Origin of the sequence: Streptomyces sp. NPDC058525 (genome assembly GCF_042719495.1) — a bacterium.
In the GTDB taxonomy this organism is placed as follows: Bacteria; Actinomycetota; Actinomycetes; order Streptomycetales; family Streptomycetaceae; genus Streptomyces.
Genome location: NZ_JBHXNP010000221.1, coordinates 1 through 1,596 on the forward strand (window position 1 = coordinate 1; position 1,596 = coordinate 1,596).

At 72.9% G+C, this 1,596-nt stretch carries 1 protein-coding gene; it reads left to right on the top strand.

Translation table 11 applies throughout. The annotated features are described in order from the left end of the window. The first annotated feature begins 309 nt into the window (after positions 1-309). Entirely contained in the window at positions 310-1,446 is a 1,137-nt protein-coding gene (locus tag ACFWP3_RS41955) for a hypothetical protein (protein WP_384232218.1), read from the top strand. Positions 1,447-1,596: the final 150 nt, after the last annotated feature.

The window sequence follows — 1,596 nt, forward strand, 5'->3', positions numbered from 1 at the left end:
GGTCAAGGGTGGCCGGAGGCCATCGCGAAGCGACGCGACGAAGGAGCGCCCTTGACAGGGCGGCCCGACCCGGAAAGACAAGGACCGGCGGGAACCCCCCAAACCCTCCCTGATCGGCATCAGCGGGAATCAGGCCCTTCAGTCCCCGAAGCCCCCGAGAGCCCTCCCACCCCCCACCCCCCACCCCACAGCCCCCGGCCAACCGTGCCGCCCTGTCAGGTTGTGCCACAAGGCTGGTCGCGCATCGGGATTCTGACGTACCGTCATATCCGTTCACCCTCCCCCCCGCCCCCCCCCGGAGGTTCCGTCATGCCCGCTGATCGGCCCGTCGCCCTCGACGAGTACCCCATCCACCAGGCACCGCTGTCGATGAAGCACCTCGTCAGCGGGGACCGCAACGCCTACGACCGGTGCATCTTCCACGTCTTCGACCACGCCGGCCGTGCCGTTCTGATCCTCGGGCTCGGGGTCTACCCCAACGCCGGGGTCATCGACGCCTACGCCACCCTCCGGGTGGGGGACGAACTCCTAGCCGTCCGTGCCTCCGACGCCCTCACCGACGACCGGATGAACCTCTCGGTCGGGCCGTTGTCCGTCACCGTCGACGTGCCGCTGCGGCAGCTGACCCTGCGCTGCGCCGCCGACCCCGAGGACCCGGACGGGCTCTCGTACGACATCACCTGGACCGCCGAGTTCCCCGCCGTCTGGGAGCCCCACCACATCCAGCGGCGCGGTGACCGCCTCATGCTGGAAGGCCGCCGGTTCGTCCAGGCCGGCAACGTCACCGGCACCATCCGGGCCAAGGGCGAGCAGTTCACCCTGACACCGGGGGAGTGGACCGGAACCCGCGACCGCAGCTGGGGCGTGCGCCCCATCCCCGGTGAGGACGGCGGCCGGGCCGCCGAGGAGTACCGCCCCGAGGGCTTCCACTGGCTCTGGATCCCCGTCCGCTTCGAGGACCGGTTCCTGATGGTCATCGCCCAGGAGGACGCCGACGGACACCGCACCCTGAGCGAGGCCCTCCAGGTCTTTCCGGAGGGCAGCGGCCGTCACGACGTACAACTCGGCTGGCCGCACACCGAGATCCGCTACCGCCCCGGCACCCGGCACCCCGAGAGCGCGGTGGTCCACCTCACCGACCCCGCCGGCCGCAAACCCGTCGAACTGGGCATCGAGATACTCAACTCCTCCCCGCTCGCCGTCGGCGCCGGCTACCCGCCCGCCGCCGACTGGCAGCACGGCACCTGGCAGGGCCGGGGCTGGACCGACCGCCGCGTCTACGACCTCTCCGACCCCACCGCCCACCCCATGGCCGCCTTCGGGGTCACCGACCACTCGGCCCGCTTCACCCTCGACGGACAGGTCGGGCACGGCATCTTCGAGCACGGCAGCTTCGGCCGCCACGACCCGAGCGGCTTCGCCGACTACTCCTCCGTCGCGCCGTAAGCCGGGCAGCCAGGCAGCCAGGCAGCCGGGCAGCCGGGTAGCCGGGCAGCCGGCCGCGCCGAACCGCCCGAACCAGCAGAACCGGCCATCCCCTCCCCTCCCCCCCCCCCCCCCCCCCCCCCCCGGGGGGGGGGGGGGGGGCGGGCGGGC

Excerpts from the sequence above, each read along its gene's own strand:
- ACFWP3_RS41955 (WP_384232218.1), top strand. The coding sequence starts at position 310 with ATGCCCGCTGATCGGCCCGTCGCCCTCGACGAGTACCCCATCCACCAG.